The following is a 22,893-nucleotide window of genomic DNA, read 5'->3' on the forward strand; positions in this document are numbered from 1 at the left end:
ACAGGCTGAATGCGGACGGGAAGCAGTTTCGTAGTTTCGGGATCACCAAAAAGTAGTAATCGAAGACTCTCCCCCATCCAATCCATATCCAGATGCGTTAATTCAAGCCTGGTATGAAAAAAACGATGCATACATGGCGATCATCAAGGATTGGAAATCCGAACTGCCTTCTGAGAATTTCTCAAAGGCCACATTGAAAGAATACGCTGAGTTTTTAGCTCAATTAGTACTTAAGAGGTCTGGAAAAGGACTTATTTTGACGGGGCCAGAAAATGTCAATATTAACGGAAATCAAGGCTTGCAATACGAAGTATGGGTAGAGAGTGATAAAGTAAAAATTGTATATCTAATTCAAATATATACCAATACAGGGAATAATAATTGTAGATATGAAAAAAACCGCCAAACACTTAGAAATCTTTGTGTAAAGCAGTTCTTTTCTATATGACTTTCGTATGACCTTCCATTTGCTTGCACTGTCGACTGAGTTCTACCATACTGTTATGTTCCAAATCGTTTACGGTACCCGCATTTGCGACACAGCTCTTCCACCGCTTCTCTCTTGGAGAACCCGAAGTACAAACGATTTGCACGCTCCCCTTCAACAATGTCGCTAAAAGATTGCTCATGCACGTTACCTAAATTAATTACGCCTTCACCATCAAGACAGCAAGGAACAACCGTTCCATCTACTAATACCGCCGCTTGGCTGCGAAGCGCATGGCAAAAGCCTTTACCATCATCTTCCGGGGCACTTAGGCTTGGCCATTCAAATTCGTGATCCTGATTCAAATAAATATTGGGGGCAATCTTAATCCCACTCCCAGGTACAACCTTTTCCTCAATCCGGTAATCCAGCCCAAACTCTCGCTCCAGCTGCTCAAGAGTCACCCGGTTGCGCTGGCGCTCCGCATTGGTCAAATTATCCGGCGTCAGGTTCCAGAGACGGAACGAAATAATGACATTATGCTTCACAGCTTCTCTGACAAACGTGAAAATATTTCCCAAATATCCTTCTCGGTCCACGGAGCCTTCATGTCCGTCAAAACTATGAAGAGAAAAGTTCATCTGACGTAGCGCCGGTTGCCCTAGCAGCTTATGACCGGTCTTGGGCAGCAAAGTACCATTGGTAGTAATATTGACCTTTAGGCCCTTCTCATGAGCACTCTCCAGCAAAAGATCAATTTTCGGATGGAGCAGCGGCTCTCCTTTTACGTGCAAATAAATGTAATCTGTATGCGGCTTGACCTGATCAAGCACATTCCGAAAGACTTCCGGATCGATAAATTTTTTGACACGCTGTGTCTGAGGGCAGAAACTGCATGCGAGATTGCAGATGCTTGTGATCTCAATGTATACCTTTTTAAAAGTTTTCAACATAATTTCCCCATTCTAACCTTCATCCTGAACATCTTGTTTATGCTCACTAATCTTATGATTATAACGGGTTATCACGAGTAGGTAAATCATTTCTGTTCGTTCACTTGCGCTATTACTGTCCTCAATTTGCTATTGACCTTAGGTCTGACCTAAGGTTTATAGTGAAGTTATTCAACTATCCAGTAAGGAGTCCTGTCATTGAAAGAACATATTACAATCAGCCAGCTTTCACAGCTTATGAATGTATCTGTGCATCAGCTTCGATATTTTGAAGAAAAAGGGGTACTGTATCCGTCTTACACAGAAAAAAATCAATATCGAATGTACGGGCTGCATGAAATCTATCAGCTTTCCCATATTTTAATGCTGCGTAAATTAAATGTCTCAGTCGCTCAGATTGAAGAATGCCTGACTTCCTACACGGCCGATGATTACAACCAGCTTTTAGAGAATTCGCTGCACAAGGTACAGGATGAAATCGCTAGCTTGAAGCTGCTCGAACAGTTTATTCACAAGGTGCTAAAAGAACATCATAACTCCACCCAGCAGAATAATGAGTATCAACTCAAGTTGTTAGGCCCCCGACATTTAAAGCTATGGTTTGCATTTGAGAGTGATCATGAGCTGTCTGCCAGGGATCTATTCGAACAGCAGCCCACTCCACCTCAATTATTTGAAAATGACCTGCATTATCTATTGGATTCTGGACAGGTGAAGCTATGCTATGAAACGACAGAAATGACAGAGACGGCTGACTGTATCCTGGAAGAAGGCAGCTATCTTTGCAAGCATTTTTCCGTCACTGAAGACGCTGAGATCGAACATGAAATTCAACAACTGGAGCATTACGTGGCCCAGCACCAATATGAATACCTAAGCAAAATCATTTTAGTAGAAAAATCCTATCTTTCCATGTTCAACAACAACATCCTTTGACATTGTTGCTTATCAAGAGCAAGACCATGAAGCTGTATGTAAGCTCTTAGTGGAATCCTTCAAAGCGAAATTTCAAGCCCTTGTTGTATTGGAGGATCAGGATATACAGCAGTTACTCATGAAGGTTTGGGTTCAAGACCCTAATCCTTCAACGATGAAGCAATTTGTAGTTAAAGAGAATCAGGAAGTGGTCGGTGTCCTCTCCCTCAAATGGAAAGCAACCTCCTCCTTGCTCCCTAAAACAAAACCTATTTCTTGGACTCCGCTCATAAAACAGTTTGGCTGCTTCAATGTATTTAAATTTTTGACAGGTATGCATGCGCTGGATTATAAGCCTGCCGCAGATGAGTGTTACATTGATCATTTGGCAATTCGCTCAAGCCATCGCAATCAGGGGATAGGACGACGTTTTCTAGCTTTTGCACAGCAATTTACGATTGATTCCGGCTTCCATGTGTTGACGCTTCATGTAGCGAACAAGAACCAGGGGGCGATCCATTTGTATCACAAACTGGCGTTTGAAATAGAACAATCCAAATACAATTATTTGCGCCATTTTTGGTTTAAGGAGCCTGTATGGCACCTGATGAGCTGGAAAGGAACAAAACTGCCTTCGAGGAGAGAGCATCATTGAAAAAGACATTTAAGCTTACCCTTGGTATTGCCGCAGGTCTGGCTGTTGCCTTGATATTGATTGTTCTATATCAAAATTCCTACAAGATGACGGAAGAAAAAATACAAATTGCGACTCCTAAAGGGGTTTTAACGGGTATATTAGCTTTGCCTAAGGACTACTCGGGAAAGGTTGGATTGGTTGTTTTTGTCCATGGGGATGGTCCCATCAATGACACCTATGATGATGGCTACAAACCACTGTGGGAAAGGTTCGCTTCCAAAGGGTATGCCTCCTTGTCCCTAAATAAGCCCGGCATTAACGGCGCTCCTGGCAATTGGCTGGATCAAAGCATGGAGGATCGCGCACAGGAGATCAGATATGCAATAGACTGGGCGAGGACCTTACCGATGATCGATAAGCAAAAAATCGGCCTATGGGGAGCCAGCCAAGCAGGATGGGTCATTCCGAAGATCGTTAAAGAGGAGCACAATATTGCTTTTAGCATCCTTGTATCACCCGCCGTGAACTGGATTACACAAGGGCAATTTAACACCAGAAAAGAGATGGAGCAAGAAGGGGCTAGTCCACAGGAAATTACAAAGAAATTGAACTACAATCAACAGGTTTTGCAATTACTGAAAAAACAGGCTTCTTACGAGGAATACCTGAAAATAGCCAGCCCCAACAATGTGATTTCCAAAGAAAGATGGAGCTTTATAGGCAAAAATTTTCGGTCGGATTCTACCGAAGAATTAGGCTACTTCCATTCTCCAGTACTCTTGGTTCTGGCTGGAAAGGATATTAATGTTGATGTAAAAGATACCGAGCGTGTATACCGACAGAAGGTGCCTTCACAGCTGCTGTCTGTCATCCATTTGCCTGAAGCCGATCATTCCATGATGAATGAACAGATCGCGCATTCCAAATCTCTAACCTTTTTAACAGCCGTATTTGCCCCCAGAAAATTGGTGAATGAAGAGTATCTAAAAATCCTCGCCGATTATGTCAGCCAGCGTTAAAGGTGTAAGTCCTTTACTTGATATGATATTCACTGCTTCTTGTAAAGGAACGTTTTCAATATCATGTACCCGAATTCCTAAATTTGCATTCATACCCGTCCTCCATTTTATATAAAGCCGCATCACATGAAATCCATGCGATACGGCTTTGTTGACTTGATCATTTCAATTCACCCATATTCACACTTATACGATTGCTTCATGTTTGGTTTCATGATTATCTTTATATTTTATAAGATTTTCATACCCCACAGTGTTATTTCCCCATGTTTTTTCATATTCCCAACCTGTTAATTGTTCAAAAACTTGTCGGGCTTCCGGTGTAACCTCTTTTTTAGAGCCGCCATTTTTCAAGCGTTTAATTTCATCCATCAAAACGACATGATTCTCTTTAGTTAATTTGTAACGATAGGAGATAATCAAACCTCCCACCAAAAAGAAGAGTGTACCAAACAGCAAGATCGAAATAATAGTTGTTACAGCTGAAGCCGGTTGTGATGATTGCCCGGATACAAAGCCTGCTTCTTGCAATGCAACACCTACTAAAAAGACTGCTAACGCCTGTGTCCCTTTTCTGATCAAACTCATTACACCGGCGAACACACCTTCACGTCTTTGACCCGTTAAAGCTTCATCTACGTCTGGAATAAATGCGTAATTGTTCCAGGGGATATAGTTCAAGCCACCGCGTCCCAACCCGCAAATTCCAATCATAATAAACAATAAAACGGTGCTATTTAGCGTTCCAGTGATCTTTAATATGATAAATCCAACAACTCCTGCGATAAAGAGAGAAATTGCAGCTCTATACGCCGGGGCAGGATTTAATTTAATCGTTAAGGTAAGAGCAATCCATACGCCAAAAAGCTGCATGACATACATAAAGGTTAATAGGTTGGATGCGGCAACGGCATTTTGCATGAGAGCAAAAACAACAAAATAAGTAAATACGGCGTTGAAAACATCCTGACTTAAATATCCACCCAAATACATACCCAGATGGTGGCGGAATGTTTTTACTCGTAAAGTTGAGAATAAATCCGCATAGATCTTATGAACATTTTGTAAAAAAGTTCTATTATCGATCACTTTCTCTTCAGGTATTTCTTCGAAAGGACGTTCCCATGTGTATCTATAAAGCAGTGACAATACCACTATAAATATGACAGTGAAAATAATACCTGAGTACAGGAATGTAAGAGGGTCATCCTTACCTAATGCTTCCACAAGACGGCCAGGAATAAATGCAGCGAATACAGCTGAAGCCTGAGCAACAAACATTCTTGCACCTGTAAACTTCGAACGTACTTTATAATCGTTACTCATTTCAGCGGCAAGTGTATCATAAGGAATTAATATCATGGAGTACACAATTTCAAACAAGATATAGGTTAATAAGTAATACCAGTAAGAAAAACCGGAAACCCAAATTGCTGTATAGACAAGTACAAGTGGAATGGCGGCTAATATAAAGAATTTTCGTCTTCCAAAGCGTCGGCCAAGTTTTGTTTTATGGAAATTATCTGTAATATATCCCATCGTTGGCGCTGCAATCGCATCAACAATCCGAGCAATAGCGAAAATAGAACCTGCTTGAACGGCAGTTAGGCCACAAAAAGTGGTTAAGAAGAAAAGCAACCATGCTGCTGTCAATGCAAACGCGCCTGCCCCTAAGAAATCACCTAACCCATAGGACAAATAATTTATAAATTTGGGTTGTTTAACCATTTTATTTTCCTCCATTTTGGGAAATGAACAGCTGGAGATTTAGATATAAGTATGAAGATATTCGGATAGGCAAAGCACAGCAAGCGATTGTCCATAAGGCATGGTAGTCTTTCTGATTTCCTTGTAAAATTCCAAAGTATCTCCCATACCTGTTCCTACGGATACCCTTTGCAATGCTCCTTCTTTATTAATTTCATTGATAATTCCGCAAATAGCCTTGTGAGCGACTTCTTTATAGTCCTGGCTGATATACCGCTTATGAACGGATTTTAGAATTCCATATGCAAATCCAGCTGAAGCTGAGGCTTCCAAATAAGAGGTCTGGTCATTAATTAGTGTATGCCATAATCCGCTTACATCCTGATCGTTGGCAAGAGCTTCAATTTGCCTGTTTAATGTATCAATTAGGAATTCACGGAGAAAATCCCCTTTTTCCAATTCCAATATTTCAATAATCTCGGGAATCGCAATGGTAATCCAGCAATTTCCTCTTGCCCAAAGCGCTTCGGCATAATTATGGTTTTCTTCGAATGTCCAGCCGTGGAACCATAAGCCTGTCTTTTTGTCCGTTAAATATTTGATATGGATTAGAAACTGCTTTTTGGCTTCTTCCAAGTATTCAGGTTTGTTGAGCAGCTTACCGATTTTCGCCAAAGGCAGCACGGTCATCATCAAGGTATCGTCCCAAAGCTGATTTTTATTCTCAGGTCCATAGGTCATATGCTGTAACCCGTCTTCTTTGGTACGAGGCATATCATGCATTACCCATTCAGCCCAATCCTCCAAATAGGGCAGGTATGTCTGGTTTCCGGTATCCTCATATAAAAATGCCAATGTTAATAGCGGCGCCATCGTATTGACGTTTTTCGGCGGTGCACCTTCTTGGATTCTTGCATTGAACCATTCATTGATAATTGCCAAAGCTTTTTGGTCATTAGTCAATTTCCAATATTTGTATATTCCATATAACCCTACACCCTGAGGCCAGTTCCAAACATTCCAGCTTTTATCATCCACAATTAACCCGTCAAAATGGAGTAAAAATTCACCGCTTTGGTCTTTGATTTCTGTGAGATTATTCATTAATAAATGAATACGATCAATGACCTCTTTCTTTTCGAAAGCTTTTACCTGCAACACAGCAATCCCTCCAAATAATGATCTCTTTCTCTTGATTTGTCACCGCTTACACTTATACTGTTATTGTATTGAAAGTGCTTTCTTGAAACCATAAAAAAAACAGTGGATTACGTTTAAAAAACATACTTGTTTCAATAGACTGGTTTATTTCATTGATTATATCCACGGCACAACTCACGCTGGTTGCCAACGCAAAAACACCTCCAAGGTGATCTCCATATCTGACGATACGGATGAATTCTCTTGAAGGTGTTTTGATTACTTATTTTTGCCTAAAATCCTTTCAGCTTGTTTTCTAAAGGATTTCGCTCCATCTTCCGGAGTGATTTTCTTAAATAAAATCTGTTCGGATATATAATCAAGCGCTTTCATTATTTCCGCATTACCCAGTGGATCAATCAGATCCATAGTGCGTACATTTTGAGACGCTTTTTCAACATAATCAAAGATTTTGGTTTCAACTTCGGATAATTCTGGCTTGATTTCTTTGATCACCTTTGAAGATACCGGGACACCTCGATCACCTTTGATCAACTTATTTGCTTCCATATTATTTACAAAGAAATTAATGAACTTGGCCGCTTGTTCTTTTTGTTTTGAACTCTTAGGGATTGAAAAGAACATACTCGGTCTTAAAAATAAAGCAGTTTCGTTCGCGTACTCAGGAGGAAGTTTAATGGATAAGGGTGCTTTAGCCGATTCGGCAAATCCTGAATATTGATTGGACCAGTTCCAACTCATTGCTGCCTTTCCTGTTACGATAAATTCATCATTCGTTCCTGCTACATGTACTTGAACGTCTGGAGTCGGGAATGCCTTTGCATCAACTAACCTAAGCTGCCTTTTAAAGTAATCAACAAATAATTGATCATCTGTATAGCCAAGGCCTGTACCGTTTTCATTATAAAGACGCGAGCCTTGTGTTCTTAAATAGTAAGGGAAAAATACATCGGCAGGGTACATTCCATTTGTACCATACACGCCTGTAGCATTTTTGACCTCGATTGCTACTTTTTCGAAGTCATTCCAAGTCCAGCTTTCATCTTCAATTTTAATACCGGCTTCTTTTAACAGATTATCATTTGTAATCACAGAAAGAACGTTTGATCCAAGTGTGAAGCCATATAATTTACCTGCAATTCTCCCACCGGAAATGGCGTTTTCATCAATAGAGCGAGTATCAATCGTCCCATTTTTTATATACGGAGTTAAATCATCCAGCCTACCTTTTTCTCCATATTGAAACAGGTAGGCTCTATCCATTTGTATCACATCTGGCAATTGGCTGGCGGCAGCCATTGGAGCAAGCCTCTTCCAATAATCATCCCAGTTGGCATATTCCTCTACAATTTTTACATTTGGATTTTCTTTCTCATACATTTGAATAACTTTCAAGGTATAATCATGTCTGGATTGGTCACCCCACCAGGCCACACGCAGGGTCACTTTTTCACTTTCTTCTTCATGATTTCCTTTATTGTTTAAATCGCAAGCAGCGACTGAAAGGAGCATTATAAAAGCTAATAATGCCAAGCCAAACTTTTTCAAGCTTTAACCTCCCTTTTGCGAGTGAGCTTATGGATTCATGTAACTTTCCGGTATTCAGATGGTGTATAACCCGTATATTTTTTGAAAACCTGACTAAAGTATTGGGGGTTGTCACCAAACCCGATTATTTTGGCCAACGTTCCAACCTTCACATCGTCCATTTTTGAAATGTACTCCACTGCCTTTTCAATTCTTAATTTAGTGAGAAAGGTTGAGAATCTCTGGCCAGTTTCCTGTTTGAACAGTTTTCCCAGATAATCTGGATTCATATATAAAATGTCATTAGCTACCATTTTTAGTGATAAATCAGGGTTTCCTAAATTCTCAATTAAAATTTCCATTACTCTGCTAATTACAGAAGAGTGTTTTGACTTGAAACGATTATAGTACTCATTGGTCATTTTTCTGGCTGTTGCTTCGATATAATCTTTCATCTGCTGGACAGTTTCCATCTCTAACAATACAGATGTTCCCATGAGGTAACCTTGCATGCGATCTGTATCTACCGTCTGTACAATTGCAATATAGAGCTGTATACAATAGGATTTTGTCAAGTCAATCCCCAGCCGTAAATCCGTCATTTTTTCAAAAATACTGGTAATTCCTTTGCATACATCCTGGATATGCCCGGATTTGATTTTTAGAACAAGTTGCTGCTCATCGATCATAAAATCATTGGGGACGGCTGCATTTGCCGGTAAAATATCTTTTCTCGTTATAATGCTTCCTTCCCCTAAATAAAAACGATGTTCCAAACACTCCATGGCCTCACGGTACAAGTTCCTGGCGTATCGGAAATAGTTCCCTTCACTTATAGCAACAGTGGTATCTCTTTTGAAATATTGATAAATGGTTTCTCTTATTTGATTAATTTTTTGATGTAATTTTTCCGTGTCATGATCATCCTTGATTAGGAACAGTGCATATTCGCCTATATTGGTAGTTACCAAGACAGAGTCAAGGATCTCAGCTCCAATATTTTTGATGGCAAACAAATGCTCATAAGAAAAATAACCTTCCATCATAAAAAGAACGATTCTGACCTGCTGATTATTTATTTCAAAATCAAAAAGCTGCTGATAAAATGATAAATCATTGTCTAAGTAGCTTTTACTAGTTAAGAATTCGGTTAACAGATGTGCTTTGATATAGGGCTGAGCGTTTTGATATTTTTCCCGGAGCTCGCTATTAAAGGTTTCCTGAACCTTTTTTTCGTTTAGTTCATTAACGGTTTCGTTAAGTGCAGCTGTAATTTTATCCTCATTACATGGCTTTAACAAATAATTTTTAACATCATAGTGCATGGCGGTTCTCGCATATTCAAACTCACTATATCCGGACAACAGGATAAATTTTATAGAAGGATATTTCTTATGTGCCTTTGAAACAAGACTAAGTCCGTCCATACCAGGCATTTTGATATCACTGATAACAATATCAGGTTTTAGTTCAACAATTTTCTCATACGCATCGATCCCGTTTCTCGCCGTTGCTACAAGTTCTGTATCCAATGCTGCCCAATCGATCACATTGGAAATACCTTCAACAATAATCCTTTCGTCATCTACCAATAACACTTTATATGACATTCTATCACCCCGTTTGAACAGGTAAAACTACCGTAATTGCGGTCCCTTTTCCCGAAAGATTTTCAATTCTTAAACCATACTGTTCACCAGCATAAAGCTTGATCCTATCATCGATATTATTCAATCCTATTCCAGTACCTTTAGGATTTACTTTGCCTTCTTTTACTTTTTGGAGTATTAGGGGGTCTATGCCAGGCCCGTTATCTTCTATCCGAATAAATAGCTTGTCCTCTTCCTGATAAACATGTAATTTAATAACTGACAAATAGACGGAAGGCTCAACTGCATGCTTGAACGAATTCTCCAGAAGCGGCTGCAATATTAATTTTGGAATCTTATATTTTGCAACATGGGAGGGGAAGTCCATTTGAAAATCAATCCGATCGTCAAACCGGTATTTTTGGATGGTTAAATAACTATTTAAAATGTCGATCTCTTCTTCAAATGTAATAATATCCTGCTTAAAATTTGTGGAGTATCTCATGAGATGACCAAGGGCTTCCACCATGCTTGAAATTTGCTTCTGTTTATTTGTTTTAGCCAACCAATTAACAGACTCCAGTGTATTGTATAAAAAGTGCGGGTTTATCTGAGCCTGCAATGCTTTAAATTCAGTTTCCTTGATCAGCAGCTGCTTAGAAAAATTCTCCTGGATCAACTCATCAATTCTTTGGATCATTGTTATAAAATTCCGATAAAGAATCCCTACCTCGTCTTCATTAATCGTAGAGGGATTTAATAAATTTACAGCGTGAAAGTTCCCCTTTTGGACTTCCTGCATGGTAGATGCTAATTCTTGAATGGGATTCGTAAACTTTCTTAAAAATTTAAAACCAAGGGAAATAAGAAAAACGAACATTAACATAAAAACCAGCACCAAGGTATATTTCGCCGCAGTAATCTTGGAAAACATCATGTTAAATGGAATGATGCTCCAGTATGTCCAGTCCTTAAAACCGGTTGTAATATGGCTGACAAAGGTTCTTTCCCCATTAATGTATTCAATACTATAGCCCTGATCATTTTTTGCATTGAAATGATATTCTTTAAAATCATCTATCCCTTTTTCTGAATAAAAAACCTCATCCTCTTTTGTAATCACAATATTTCCTGCTATTTCTCCGTGAGGCTTTGGTAAACCGCTTACAATCTTATCTAAATTAACACGAACAAGCAGTTTGCCGATGGTTTCAAAGTTTAAATTCTCATAAGACTGGATAAGGCGAACAGAAATTAAATCTCCATTGTTCCCTTCCAGCTCCATCCAATGGTTTTTACCCTCATACTTATCCGCCTGACTAAGAGCAAGTTCCTTATCTTTATTCTTTATCGGTTTGCTGCTATCCCCGGCCAAAAACTCCCTTCCTGCTGAATCGTACAGATAAATGGATTGAATGTAATTTGCCGGATCTACATATTTTTCCAACTCATCTCCAATTTTCTGTTCAAGACGATAGAAATCATAGCCTTTTACATTTCCTTGAAGATCTAATAAAATTTTTTGAATATACGGGTCGACTGCTATGTTATAACTGACTTCTTCCACTCTTTCAAGCTTCTCTTCTACGTTGTTGGACGACATCATCAGCACTTGTGAGGATTTTGCATAGATTTGCTCATCATAGAGTGAAAAAGCATATTGAAGACCTCCTAATACAAATACTAGCGTTGTCATCATAATCAATGTAATCGTTAAGAAAAGCTTTACGTTTAGCTTTGAATTTATATAAAAATTTGCAAAGTAAAACCATATCTTCTTCATGAACCTAAAACAGCTCCCTCAGTTGGGGAATGATACTTTATTATTCCAAATAAAATACTTCCTTTAAATTTCTTGACACAGGACTGTTATCAGAATTTGTCTCCATTAAAGGCTCCATAGGCGGCGCTTATACTCTTCATAATAATCAGGAAAAACATGCATAATACTCGCTTTTCTAATCACTTTTCAACACACCAGACTTTAAAAACAATTTTATCTTTTGCAGTATTTTTAGGATGAATTTGTTTATCTTATTTATCTTAAATTACACTAAAACACGATAGATGCCCTATGACGCAATTCACTAAAATATTGTTTTTCACATCTTTTCATTGAACTACTCTTCATTTACGAAATGCATGTAGCTAAGAGATTTCTCAATCTTGCGGATCTGCAAGGATGAGCAAAGAATAAATATATTGAGCCTTTATATTTGGGTATCTTTGAGGGGACAACATGTGAGGGCTTTGCGATCACGATGCGGAATGAGTCAGGAACTATTGGAAGCTATTTTAAAATTCTTCAAGTGAACTATTATGTCACACCAAATGTTAATATTGAGTCTTAGCCTGCCATAGAATTTCATAATCTGTACTTAATCAACGCAAAAAAACGGCATCTCTGCCGTTTTTTTCTAAAGGATGGACTCTCAGGGACTCGAACCCTGGACCAATTGATTAAGAGTCAACTGCTCTACCAACTGAGCTAAGAGTCCATAATCAAAACTTTGGTGGAGCCTAGGGGGATCGAACCCCTGACCTCATCGCTGCCAGCGATGCGCTCTCCCAGCTGAGCTAAGGCCCCATTATGTGTAATCAATAACGTTTCAAGCGACTTCTATATCATATAAAATATTGCACCCTTTGTCAATACTTTTATAAAAAAATTATAATCATCTACTTACCATTATCCTAGATACAGTCAGCGATCAGTCGCTGGCTGTATCTTTGGATAACAGTGTTTTCAGTTCCTTCATAAACATGTTAATGTCTTTGAACTGCCGATAGACGGACGCGAAGCGTACATAAGCGACTTCATCTACAGGATAGAGCTGCTCCATGACTAGCTCACCGATCTGCTGGCTGTCCACCTCGGTGGCGGCTGTATTGCGAATAGCATTTTCCACCTGGGATACGATCATATCCAGCTGCTCGACGGATACAGGACGCTTTTCACAGGCACGAATGAGACCGCGCAGCATTTTATCACGACTAAACTCTTCGCGGCTTCCATCTTTTTTGATGACCATAAGAGGGGTCTCCTCCACCATTTCAAAGGTGGTAAAACGCCTGGCACACTGCTCACATTCACGACGGCGGCGAATGGACTTATTATCATTCGCAGGCCGTGAATCCAATACTTTCGTCCCATTGTAAGTACAATATGGACATTTCATAATATCATCACTTCCTTTTTCCAATAAATTCCCGATGCTTTTCAGTAATAATTTTGTCAAAACGGATCATAATATGTTTACCACGTCGCGAGGAGGTGAACAACAATGGCACAAGGAAACAATGGCAACTCCAACAACCTGGTAGTCAGCAGATCCTCCGGCGCTCTGGAGCAAATGAAATATGAAATCGCTCAAGAGCTGGGTATCAGCATTCCTCAAGATGGATACCAAGGCAACATGACTTCCTATGAGAACGGTTCGATCGGGGGCTACATCACAAAACGCCTCGTAACGATCGCCGAACAACAATTGGCAGGTCAATATCAATAATCGCGGTAATAACGTAGAAGTAACAAAAAAGTGTACGGACAGGCTGCAAGTACAGCCTGTCCTGCGCTTTTTTCATTTTAATGGCAAAAGGCTCATATTGTCATTAATTTGTGATTCAAAACTCATTATAAATTTTTGTATATTGCCTGTAATAGTAAATGACTCGCTGTACATAATGTCGCGTCTCACCAAAGGGAATTTGCTTAATGGACTCTTCCTTTCCATCCCACACTCCCTTATCCAGCCACTCCTGAACTTTACCCGGTCCTGCATTGTAAGCGGCTACGATCGCTACCGGGTTGTCTTGAAATTTGGCAGACAGATTATGCAAATACCAGGTCCCCAGCTCAATATTGGCGCCCGGCTCGTGCTTTACGTCATCCAATGGAACCCTCTGAACCTGAGCACTGTCCATAATCCAATTGGCCGTATCAGGCATAATCTGCATGAGCCCCAATGCGCCTTTGTTTGACTGCTTACTGGTTTTGAAATTCGTTTCCACACGGATAATAGACGCCACCAAAAAAGGGTCTACTTGATACGTCTGCGAATACTGCCGAATTTCATCCTTATACTGAATCGGATAAAACCACGACATCCAATTGGAACTAAAAAACAGAATCAGAACAAAACCGACAAACAAAGTGAGTAGGACTCTCTTTTTACGCAGTATATTCATGCAAGTCCCTTTCGCTGCCAAAACAGATCAATTTGACGTTCCGTTTCAGCCTGTGTTCCACTATTGTCAATGACGATATCGGCCTTGCTTCTTTTTTGTTCAATATCCATTTGCGCAGACAATCGGAGTCCGGCTTGTTCCTCTGTCAGTCCATCTCTAAGCATCAGACGCTGGAGCTGGACATCACGTGGCACATAGACAACCATAATTTCCTCGTATAAGCTCTCCAGTCCAGACTCATACAATAACGGGATATCTGCCAAAACAAGCTTGTCCGGCTGCTCCCGTTCGTAAGTTTCCATGCGCAGTCGCATCTCCTCACGTATCGCGGGATGAGTAATATTATTAAGCGCCTGTCGCTGGGCAGGGTCTGCAAATACAATTTCCCCCAGCTTTTTGCGACGCAGGGTTCCGTCGCTGTTCATCACAGCTTGTCCAAAATGCTTTATGACCGCCGCCAGCACCGGATGCCCCGGAAGCATGACTTCCCGGGCAATGGCATCTGCGTCGATCAGCAGCGCACCCTTGGCGACCAAAAGAGCCGACACGGTGCTTTTTCCGGTAGCAATACCTCCGGTTAATCCGATATTCATGCTCTTTCACCTCATAACAGCTTCAATATGCCCATCATAATCAGTAATAATGCGGGTAACACACCCAGCGCCTTCATAAATCGGAATGCCGACAAGAAAAAGCCTGCCTTCATACCTGCAATCAAAAACGTCCCGCTGAATAACGTAATAGCCAGCGCGGTAGACAGCGGTTGGAAACCAAGCATAGCCGCTCCTAACCCTGCTCCAAACGCATCGACCGATAAGGCGATGCCCAGCCAAACCGCTTCCAATGCGGATATACTACCGGAACTGTCCATATCCGCAGCAGACGGACTTCGAAGAATACGAATGACAAGCCCCCATTTGCGAAACTCCAGAGAAAATACCGTTCGTTCCCGCTGCATCTCTGAACCATTCGAGGAAGCTTCGGCTATTTCTGTACCCTCTGTACCTTTCTTCTGGTTCAGAACAGATCCGCTCACAGGATCGTCCGTCAAATCCTCTTTTCGATGCAGGGCTTGAATCAAAGAATAGCAGCCGATACAGATCAGGATAACAGCGCCGAAAACAGTCGTATATACAGGAGACAGAACACGGGATAGTAATGCGCCGAGCTGCATCGATATGCCGATCACCAGACCTGAACATACTGAAATGATGGCAATCGACAGCAATGGAATTTTCATCTTGCGCAGACCATATGTAACACCGACTCCGAAACTGTCCAAACTTAGCGCAAATGCCAGTAATAGCAGGGCTCCCCAATGATTAGCCACTCCAATTCCCTCCCATTGCGAAGGAAGGGCCTTACAACAGCCGAAGCCCTTCGCAGTATTGGTACTTGGAACAATATATGAGAAGGATGGGCTTGGCGTGACTGTATCTGTTTAACGGAGAGGCTGGCAGACCGGGCAATGATGCGTGCCACGTCCGGCCACGACAGACTTTTCGATCAATGTACCACAGTTTACACAAGGCTTGGCGTTACGTCCGTAGATTTGCAGTTGATGCTGGAAGCCACCTGTTTTACCCTGTCCGTTGACGAACGATTTGATGGACGAGCCTCCAACCTGAATCGACGCGCCCAGCGTGGAGACAATAGCTTCATGCAGAACATGAAATTGACTATCAGTCAGGCTTTTTGCCGGCTGTGCCGGATGAATGCCCGCCTTAAATAGCGATTCATCTACATAAATATTCCCGATACCAACAACATATGACTGATTTAATAGCGCGGCCTTGATCGAAGTCGAACGAGTTCCGACAGCGGCACGAAGCATTTCTGGTGTAAAGGACTCGTCCATCGGCTCCAAGCCGAGCTTGTTCAACGGTTTTTCCAGCAAATCCTGTCCTGCCGGAAATAAGTGCATTGTTCCAAATTGACGTACATCCTGATAACGCAGCTCCGTACCATCTTTAAAATGAAAGATGACATGCGTGTGCTTTTCCACAGGATCATGCTGCGAGTACAATCCATATCGCCCTTCCATTCGAAGATGGGAGACAAGCACCAGCCCGTCCAGCAAAATCCGCAGAAACTTGCCGCGTCTCTCCACCCCCGTAATCCGGTGGTCGGCCAATTCCATCGCAAAAGCGTGGATATCATCAGGTCGTTGAATGATACGCGGCAAATTTACGGTCACATGATCTATATGTTTATCGACGATAAGCTCGTTAAGTGTTCGTTTAATCGTTTCTACTTCCGGTAATTCCGGCATGATGTCTTCACCTCACCCTATATTATAGCGGAAGTAGCGCCAAAATGGGACTATCTGCTCATTGAAAAATCTTACTTCGCTTCATACCAATTGGAACCGTAGCTTACTTCTGCTTTAAGTGGCACAGACAGCTTCAACGCAGCCTCCATTATAGCTGGGACAAGCTCTTTCATCGTTTCTATTTCCTCAGGCGGAACCTCGAACACAAGCTCATCATGCACTTGGAGCAGCATACGACTGCGAAGGTTACGTTCTCGAAGCGCTGCATCCATCTGCACCATCGCCAACTTAATTATATCGGCTGCCGTACCCTGAATCGGCGTATTCATCGCTGTACGCTCGGCGAACGAACGCAGGTTGAAATTGCTGGCGTTAATTTCCGGCAAATAGCGTCTTCGTTCCAGCAGCGTTTTTACGTAACCGTCCCGCTTCGCATCCTTCACAATATCATCCATATAACGGCGAACACCTTGGAACACGTCAAAATACTGGTCGATAAAGCGAGCCGCTTCTTTGCGCGTAATATTCAAGTTTTGCGACAGGCCATAGTCGCTGATCCCGTAAACAATCCCAAAGTTGACCGCCTTTGCGGAACGTCGCATATTGGAGTCCACGTCTTCCGCCTGGACACCGAACACATCGGATGCGGTCTTCGTATGGATGTCCATATCATGAACAAAGGCTTCCTTCAAACGCTCATCATCCGAAATATCAGCCAGCACCCGCAGCTCGATCTGTGAATAGTCTGCCGCCAAAATAGACCAGCCTGGCTCCGACGGCACAAATACTTTGCGAATTTTACGTCCTTCTTCGAGACGAATCGGAATATTTTGCAAATTCGGAAATTGGCTGCTCAAGCGTCCGGTTGCTGCAACCGTTTGTCGGAAATACGTATGCACTTTACCCGTTTTCTCCGAAATTTCCTTCAGCAATCCTTCGACATACGTCGATTGGAGCTTGGCAATGGTGCGGTACTGCAAAATGTTTTGCACAATATCATGGTAAGGAGCGAGCTTTTCCAGCACCTCTGCATCGGTCGAGTAACCGGTTTTCGTCTTTTTAATAACAGGCAAGCCCAGTTTATCAAACAAAATCTCACCCAGCTGCTTGGGTGAATTCAGATTGAACTCTACACCGGCAATGCTGTAAATCTCACCCGCCAGCGTTGCAATCTGGGCTTCAAATTCTTTACCCAAAGCGCGCAGTTCCTCTACGTTCACCAAAATCCCCTGCTTTTCCATATCGGCCAAAATGCGAGACAACGGCATCTCCAGCTCATGGAATAGCTTGTGCATTTCCGTTTTTTCCAGCTCCGCCTGCTGTACGGGTACCAACGCTTCGATCACCGCCGCCTTGCGGGCCACATGATCGGACAGTACATCCACGTCAGGGACTTTATATTTAGCGCCTTTACCGAACACTTCATCGTCCGGACGAATGGAGGACAAACCGTATTTGGCTGCCAATCCGCTGAGCGTCTGATTCGCATCGGTCGGGTCCAGCAAGTATCCAGCCAGTTGGACATCAAACTCGGCTCCGGCAAACTCTATTCCGTGCCAATGCAAAGCCAAATCCGTACGATGCAGATCATGACCGCGTTTTTTGCGTTCAGCGTCAGCAAGCCATTCACGTATAGGCGTTGCTGCATCACTTTGCAGTACACCCAATGTCATAAAAAACTGTCGTCCCGCTGCGGCAAATATCAGACCTACGATTTCAGCATGGTGCGGATTGTCACCATGCGTCTCCACATGCAGCACATCTACATGATTCAGTACTTCTACCAATTCGCTTATCCGCTGCTCATCCAGCACGGTCACGTCAGCCGTGGCTTCCTCTACGTCTGTCCCCACACTGCCAACCTCACCCGAAAGGGATAAGCGTTCCAGCAAGGACTTGAACTCCAGCTTCGCCAGAGCAGGTCCGGCTGTTTCTGCCTTCAGTCCGCTGAAGACGACATCTTCCAGTTGCTTGTCCAGCGTTACATCTCGATAAATGGTCGCTAATTCTTTGCTCATTCGCGCATCGTCTGCATGGGTTTCAACTCGCTCTTTCATTTTGCCTTTCAGCTCGTCCGTATGCGCCAGCACCTCTTCGACTGATCCATATTGGTGCAGCAGCTTGAGCGCTGTTTTTTCCCCTACACCCGGAATTCCAGGAATATTGTCTGACGTATCACCCATCAGTCCCTTGAGGTCGATAATTTGCAAGGGCTTCAAGCCGTAGCGCTCCTGAATCTGTTCAGGTCCATACGTCTCCACCTCGGTAACCCCTTTGCGGGTCAAGCCGACAGTAACGTGATCCGAAGCCAATTGGAGCATATCCTTATCCCCGGTCACGACCAATACATGGACACCCGCTTCGTCCGCTGTTTTGGACAGGGTACCTATAATGTCATCTGCTTCATAGCCATCCAGTTCGAACTGGGCAATGCCGAAGGCGGTCAACAGCTCTTTCAGCAGTGGAAATTGCTGGGACAGCTCCGGCGGTGTTTTTTCCCGTCCACCCTTGTAATCCTCGTACCCTTTATGGCGAAAAGTTATTTTCCCGGCATCAAAGGCAACCATAATATGTGTCGGTTTGTGCTCCTCCAAGAGCCGCAATAACATCGTTGTAAATCCGTACACCGCGTTCGTCTGCTGTCCGCTCGAATTCGTTAACGGCGGCATTGCAAAAAACGCCCGGTAAATAATACTGTTACCATCTATAAGCATGAGTTTATCCATTTTGCACCTCGCAAGTTCATCAATACATTTGAAACGTTGTTACGATTTTACGCATTCCTCTTCTATCTTAACATACAAGGCTCCTTTTTCAGAAAAAAACGGCTGTTTCCTAACCAATTTGCCTTTTGCTCAAAGACAAGTCTGGTTCAGAAACAACCGCTAATACCCGATCGCTTTACTGATTCAAATCTGGCCGCTCCCCTGTCACGAGATATACAGTGCTTTCACCGATATTCGTAGCATGGTCACCAATCCGCTCAATATATCGCCCTACGAGCAGTTGCAGCATGGCTTGTGAAGCTTCTGCTGGCTTTTCTACCATAAAGGCATACAAATCGCTGATCATGTTGCTGTACATGGAATCCACACGGTCATCCTCTTTCGCCATTTTATAGGCCAGATCCGTATTTTCATCCAAATACGATTGTATAGCATCGTCAATCATTTCTTTAACAATGGAAGCCATATGAGGAATATCTACCAGCGGCTTCATCATTTGCTGCCCCTCCAGGCGCAGAGTGACCTTGGCAATATCGAGCGCCAAATCTCCCATCCGCTCCAAATCACTGGAAATTTTAAATGCAACAATAATCCGGCGTAAATCCTTGGCTACCGGCTGCTGGGTAATGATGAGCTTGGAACCCATGTCGAGAATGTTCTCTTCCAGCGCGTTCAGGGATGCATCATTTTTAACCACCTGCTGAGCCAATTCTGTATTTTTGGTCTGCAAACATTCAATGGCCTGATCAAGCGCCTTCGAAACATGTGCACCCATTTCGCGCAGTACGGCTCTCAGCTCATCTAATCCCTCATCAAAACCTTTTCTACGTATCATTTCGAAGTCACCCCTTCTGGCATAATCATTGGGTTGGCTTTAGCCAAATCGCCCGGAAATATAATCTTCTGTGCGGGAATCCTGTGGCGTGGAAAACATCGCCTCTGTATCTGCCGCCTCCACCACAACACCATTCAAAAAGAACGCAGTCCGACCGGACACACGCGCAGCCTGATGCATGTTATGCGTCACCATGACGATAGTATACCTGTCCCGCAGTTCTTGAACCAGCTCTTCAATCTTGATCGTGGAGATCGGGTCCAGCGCAGATGTCGCCTCGTCCATAAGCAAAATATCCGGCTGTACAGCAAGCGCTCTGGCAATACACAACCGTTGCTGTTGTCCACCGGACAAGCTCAGAGCTGAACGCTTCAGAAAATCCTTAACCTCTTCCCAAAGCGCCGCCTGCCGCAAGCTTTGCTCGACCAGTTCGTCCAGCTTTTCCTTTTGCCGAATTCCATGCAGACGTGGTCCGTAGGCCACGTTATCATAAATGGATTTGGGAAACGGGTTAGGCTGTTGAAAAACCATCCCTACCTGCTTGCGCAGCGTTTCTACTTCCATCGTATCGCCATATATATCCTGACCTGCAATACTCACGGTGCCTTCAATACGCGTTCCAGGTATCATATCATTCATCCGATTTAGCGTACGGAGCAAGGTTGATTTGCCGCAGCCGGATGGACCGATGAAGGCTGTGACCGTTTTTTCAGGAATATCGAGGTTTATATTTTTAAGGGCGTGAAATTTCTCATAATACAAATTCAGCTTATCAATCCGAATTACGGAATCATTCATGGATTTATGATCTCCTTCGTGTTGCAGTTATGGTCCTCAAGCATTGCACCTGATTTGCACAATATGAAGATTATATAAGCTGTGTGTAAAATCAGTGTGGTGTATTTGTTAACGGTATGTAAAATGATCATGGATTCAGCATCAACTCAAGCTCCTGCGCAATTCCGGCTGCGTTCAAAGCCGCTTCCTCTGCTGAACGGGACATTTGGCTGTTTTTAGCTTCAATTTCCGTGACAGCCTGCAATAGTTGGGCAAAGGTTTGGGTTCCGGCCGATATATATTGGGAGCCTGTATGAATCTGCTGCATGCTTGTATCCGTCAGCTCTGCGGTGTCACGCAGCATTTGTTCAATATCCGCTAGCAAGCTGGTAATCTGTACGGAAAAGTCTTTCGTCTGGAGGGACATGTTACGCACCTCCTGCGACACAATCTGGAAGCCACGTCCATGTTCGCCGGCATGTGCGGCCTCAATGGATGCATTGATGGCCAGCAGTCCGCTGTGATCTGCCAGTGCGCGAATCGACGAGGCCATGCCTGCAATGTCATTCAGCGATTGAGTTAGCGCCGTCATCTGCTCATGCTGGCGCTGCATTTGCTCAGTCACTGCCCGATAGGAGAGAAGAACATCCTCCAGCTCTACTTTGCCACGGCGCGATAATTCACTCATCGAGCGAGTGAGCCGCATACTGTCATCGGCCTCTTTGGCGGCATCCAGCACTGTCGTCTGAATACGATGGACACCGTCATAGCTATGCCGAACCACATTACCGCGGTGTTCGTCGGCTTCTTTTTGCATGCGCTGAACGACAGACAGGATATCACGAATGGTGAGTACACCGAGTAGCCGCGTACCTTCCTTTAGAAGCAAGCAATCGTAAAAACGTTGATCATCGCGCAGCATCGCCAGTTCTACAATGTCCGATGCTGGACTTTTCAGATCAACAATGAGTGTGTTGGGGTCGGCAAATATCGCCGCAGGCTTGTCATAAAAGAGGGCCGCAGCAAACCTGCCAGTAAAATGGCGATTATACGCATCCCTCATAATAATGCCCAATGGAAGGCTATTTTTATCAACGACTATGACACAAGGGATATTTTCCTGCGTTTTCATAAGAGCTAACAGTTCTTTACAGGACATGTCCGTACCAATAATGGGAACCTCCCGGCATGGCACGTAAGTAGTAATCGGCTTGTATGCATCACGTTCAATCACGGCAGTGGAACTCGGCTGGGTCTTTGGTTCCGTTATCATCGTTCTGAAGTCCCCTTTTTTTAACTACTTGGAGTGACGGGAACATCATATCGGTCATTTATTGATTGTAACGCCTATATTTGTTAACGGAATGTAAAATCACAAATTGGACACAAAGAAAAACGCTCCTCATTTATAGCAAATGAGAAGCGCTTCTTTTCTTATTTACAACCAGTTTGTACCCTACACCGCGGATCGAATCAATATGAACCGAGTCGGGATCGAGCTCCAGCTTTTTGCGTAATGAGCTGACATGCACATCCACCGTCCGTTGACCGCCAATATAGTCAAAGCCCCACACCGCGTTCATCAGATCATCCCGAGTGAGTACCACACCTGGCTTACGGGACAAGTAGAGAAGCACCTCGAATTCCTTGGGCCTTAAGCTGATAGACTGCCCTCCAAGAATGACTTCATATTTTTCAGGGTAAATCTCCAGCTCGCCCAGTTGAATTTTGGAGCCGTCTTTCTGATCTGACAGCACCCCTTCATCCCCGCCGGATGTTCTTCGCAGCACCGCAGTTACACGGGCCAGCAGCTCAGAAACGCCAAAAGGCTTCGTGATGTAATCATCCGCACCCGACTTCAACCCCTGAACAACCTCGGCTTCACCGTTTTTGGCTGTTAAAATAATGATTGGCGTCGTTAGTCCCTGATGGCGTAGTCTGCTCAGGATATCCAGTCCGTTCATACCGGGCAGCATCAAATCCAGCAGGATCAAATCGTAGGACTCTCTGGATGCTTTTTCAAACCCTGCACTGCCATGATCCTCCGTATCTACTTCGAAACCTTCTTGTATCAAATTGTAGGATAGCAATCTGGCAAGCGTTGGTTCATCCTCAATAACCAGCAGGCGTTGTCCCATAAAATAACTTCATCTCCTGTTT

At 43.1% G+C, this 22,893-nt stretch carries 21 protein-coding genes and 2 tRNA genes; 5 read left to right on the plus strand and 18 right to left on the minus strand.

The window, feature by feature from the left end; translation table 11 throughout:
* The first annotated feature begins 133 nt into the window (after positions 1 to 133).
* The gene (locus LCF57_RS11540) at positions 134 to 448 is read left to right on the plus strand and encodes a hypothetical protein (RefSeq protein WP_226000812.1); all 315 of its coding nucleotides are present in this window, start codon (positions 134 to 136) and stop codon (positions 446 to 448) included.
* 53 nt (positions 449 to 501) lie between these two features.
* Here the strand turns inward: LCF57_RS11540 and LCF57_RS11545 are convergent, their stop codons facing one another.
* Entirely contained in the window at positions 502 to 1,380 is an 879-nt protein-coding gene (locus tag LCF57_RS11545) for a radical SAM/SPASM domain-containing protein (protein ID WP_226000813.1), read from the minus strand.
* 198 nt (positions 1,381 to 1,578) lie between these two features.
* On the opposite strand from LCF57_RS11545, the gene LCF57_RS11550 reads away from it, so the two are divergent.
* Genes LCF57_RS11550 through LCF57_RS11560 form a run of 3 tightly spaced genes read left to right on the plus strand, consistent with a single transcriptional unit; the run spans position 1,579 to position 3,951 of the window.
* Positions 1,579 to 2,316, plus strand: a complete 738-nt coding sequence (locus LCF57_RS11550) for a MerR family transcriptional regulator (protein WP_226000814.1) — start codon at positions 1,579 to 1,581, stop codon at positions 2,314 to 2,316.
* Between the two features lie 49 nt (positions 2,317 to 2,365).
* Positions 2,366 to 2,950 (plus strand): GNAT family N-acetyltransferase, encoded by a 585-nt coding sequence (locus LCF57_RS11555; RefSeq protein WP_226000815.1) that lies wholly within the window; start codon positions 2,366 to 2,368, stop codon positions 2,948 to 2,950.
* Complete coding sequence (locus LCF57_RS11560; RefSeq protein ID WP_226000816.1) at positions 2,947 to 3,951, plus strand: alpha/beta hydrolase family protein; 1,005 nt, start codon at positions 2,947 to 2,949, stop codon at positions 3,949 to 3,951. Before LCF57_RS11555 ends, LCF57_RS11560 begins: the two co-directional genes overlap by 4 nt.
* 186 nt (positions 3,952 to 4,137) lie before the next feature.
* Here the strand turns inward: LCF57_RS11560 and LCF57_RS11565 are convergent, their stop codons facing one another.
* The 8 genes from LCF57_RS11565 to nrdR form a co-directional block, all read right to left on the minus strand.
* Positions 4,138 to 5,679, minus strand: coding sequence for an MFS transporter (locus LCF57_RS11565; protein WP_226000817.1), 1,542 nt, complete (start codon positions 5,677 to 5,679; stop codon positions 4,138 to 4,140).
* Between the two features lie 39 nt (positions 5,680 to 5,718).
* The gene (locus LCF57_RS11570; RefSeq protein WP_226000818.1) at positions 5,719 to 6,819 is read right to left on the minus strand and encodes a glycoside hydrolase family 105 protein; all 1,101 of its coding nucleotides are present in this window, start codon (positions 6,817 to 6,819) and stop codon (positions 5,719 to 5,721) included.
* A 258-nt stretch (positions 6,820 to 7,077) separates the two neighbouring features.
* Complete coding sequence (locus tag LCF57_RS11575; protein WP_413232194.1) at positions 7,078 to 8,367, minus strand: ABC transporter substrate-binding protein; 1,290 nt, start codon at positions 8,365 to 8,367, stop codon at positions 7,078 to 7,080.
* A gap of 35 nt (positions 8,368 to 8,402) precedes the next feature.
* Positions 8,403 to 9,956, minus strand: a complete 1,554-nt coding sequence (locus LCF57_RS11580) for a response regulator transcription factor (RefSeq protein WP_226000819.1) — start codon at positions 9,954 to 9,956, stop codon at positions 8,403 to 8,405.
* A gap of 4 nt (positions 9,957 to 9,960) precedes the next feature.
* On the minus strand, positions 9,961 to 11,718 hold the full coding sequence (locus LCF57_RS11585) for a sensor histidine kinase (protein WP_226000820.1): 1,758 nt from the start codon (positions 11,716 to 11,718) through the stop codon (positions 9,961 to 9,963).
* Positions 11,719 to 12,360: 642 nt separating this feature from the next.
* Positions 12,361 to 12,433, minus strand: a tRNA-Lys gene (locus LCF57_RS11590).
* A gap of 13 nt (positions 12,434 to 12,446) precedes the next feature.
* Positions 12,447 to 12,522: transfer RNA gene (locus tag LCF57_RS11595), tRNA-Ala, on the minus strand.
* Between the two features lie 124 nt (positions 12,523 to 12,646).
* On the minus strand, positions 12,647 to 13,114 hold the full coding sequence (nrdR, locus tag LCF57_RS11600; protein ID WP_226000821.1) for a transcriptional regulator NrdR: 468 nt from the start codon (positions 13,112 to 13,114) through the stop codon (positions 12,647 to 12,649).
* A 105-nt stretch (positions 13,115 to 13,219) separates the two neighbouring features.
* Here nrdR and LCF57_RS11605 point away from each other — a divergent pair, with 105 nt between their 5' ends.
* Positions 13,220 to 13,444, plus strand: a complete 225-nt coding sequence (locus LCF57_RS11605; protein WP_013309613.1) for an alpha/beta-type small acid-soluble spore protein — start codon at positions 13,220 to 13,222, stop codon at positions 13,442 to 13,444.
* A gap of 115 nt (positions 13,445 to 13,559) precedes the next feature.
* On the opposite strand, the gene LCF57_RS11610 is transcribed toward LCF57_RS11605, so the two are convergent.
* The 9 genes from LCF57_RS11610 to LCF57_RS11650 all read right to left on the minus strand — a co-directional run bounded on the left by LCF57_RS11610 (position 13,560) and on the right by LCF57_RS11650 (position 22,871).
* Complete coding sequence (locus tag LCF57_RS11610) at positions 13,560 to 14,123, minus strand: lytic transglycosylase domain-containing protein (RefSeq protein ID WP_226000822.1); 564 nt, start codon at positions 14,121 to 14,123, stop codon at positions 13,560 to 13,562.
* Positions 14,120 to 14,716 (minus strand): dephospho-CoA kinase, encoded by a 597-nt coding sequence (gene coaE, locus LCF57_RS11615; RefSeq protein WP_226000823.1) that lies wholly within the window; start codon positions 14,714 to 14,716, stop codon positions 14,120 to 14,122. The genes LCF57_RS11610 and coaE overlap by 4 nt, the downstream gene beginning before the upstream one ends.
* Before the next feature lie 11 nt (positions 14,717 to 14,727).
* Complete coding sequence (locus LCF57_RS11620) at positions 14,728 to 15,453, minus strand: MntP/YtaF family protein (protein ID WP_226000824.1); 726 nt, start codon at positions 15,451 to 15,453, stop codon at positions 14,728 to 14,730.
* A 111-nt stretch (positions 15,454 to 15,564) separates the two neighbouring features.
* Positions 15,565 to 16,395 carry a DNA-formamidopyrimidine glycosylase gene (mutM, locus tag LCF57_RS11625; protein WP_226000825.1) on the minus strand — a complete coding sequence of 277 codons (831 nt, stop codon included), beginning with the start codon at positions 16,393 to 16,395 and terminating at the stop codon, positions 15,565 to 15,567.
* Between the two features lie 71 nt (positions 16,396 to 16,466).
* Positions 16,467 to 19,121: a DNA polymerase I gene (polA, locus tag LCF57_RS11630; RefSeq protein WP_226000826.1), complete on the minus strand. Its 2,655-nt coding sequence runs from the start codon at positions 19,119 to 19,121 to the stop codon at positions 16,467 to 16,469.
* A gap of 175 nt (positions 19,122 to 19,296) precedes the next feature.
* Positions 19,297 to 19,956 (minus strand): phosphate signaling complex protein PhoU, encoded by a 660-nt coding sequence (gene phoU, locus LCF57_RS11635; protein WP_226000827.1) that lies wholly within the window; start codon positions 19,954 to 19,956, stop codon positions 19,297 to 19,299.
* Between the two features lie 39 nt (positions 19,957 to 19,995).
* A complete protein-coding gene (gene pstB / locus LCF57_RS11640; RefSeq protein WP_152381166.1) occupies positions 19,996 to 20,754 on the minus strand; it encodes a phosphate ABC transporter ATP-binding protein PstB in 759 nt (252 codons plus the stop codon).
* A 127-nt stretch (positions 20,755 to 20,881) separates the two neighbouring features.
* The gene (locus tag LCF57_RS11645) at positions 20,882 to 22,006 is read right to left on the minus strand and encodes a methyl-accepting chemotaxis protein (RefSeq protein WP_226000828.1); all 1,125 of its coding nucleotides are present in this window, start codon (positions 22,004 to 22,006) and stop codon (positions 20,882 to 20,884) included.
* Positions 22,007 to 22,139: 133 nt separating this feature from the next.
* Positions 22,140 to 22,871: a response regulator transcription factor gene (locus LCF57_RS11650; protein ID WP_010349065.1), complete on the minus strand. Its 732-nt coding sequence runs from the start codon at positions 22,869 to 22,871 to the stop codon at positions 22,140 to 22,142.
* Positions 22,872 to 22,893 lie beyond the last annotated feature (22 nt).

This window comes from Paenibacillus sp. BJ-4 (assembly GCF_020404765.1).
Taxonomy (GTDB): domain Bacteria; phylum Bacillota; class Bacilli; order Paenibacillales; family Paenibacillaceae; genus Paenibacillus.